Below are 265 nucleotides of genomic sequence, written 5' to 3' on the forward strand. Positions count from 1 at the left end.
CTGGAAGGCTTAACGGTCGTGTTCGGTATGGGTACGCGTGGTTCCCTTCCGCCATCATCACCAAACGAATTACTTATTCAAGGCGGCTTGTGCCCTGAAAACTGGATCGAAACTAAAGCTGCTGCTGCTGATCATATATTTTTTGGATAAGCCCTCGACCGATTAGTATTCGTCAGCTCCACACGTTGCCGCGCTTCCACCCCGAACCTATCTACCTCGTCGTCTACAAGGGGTCTTACATACTGGGAAATCTCATCTTGAGGGG

General features: G+C 50.2%; 2 rRNA genes. Both read right to left on the reverse strand.

From position 1 onward, the window contains the following. Positions 1 to 65, reverse strand: a 5S ribosomal RNA gene (gene rrf, locus ACZYR9_RS27880); the annotation flags it as partial. 77 nt (positions 66 to 142) lie between these two features. Then, positions 143 to 265, reverse strand: a 23S ribosomal RNA gene (locus ACZYR9_RS27885); the annotation flags it as partial.

The organism is Paenibacillus sp. F024, assembly GCF_057814255.1.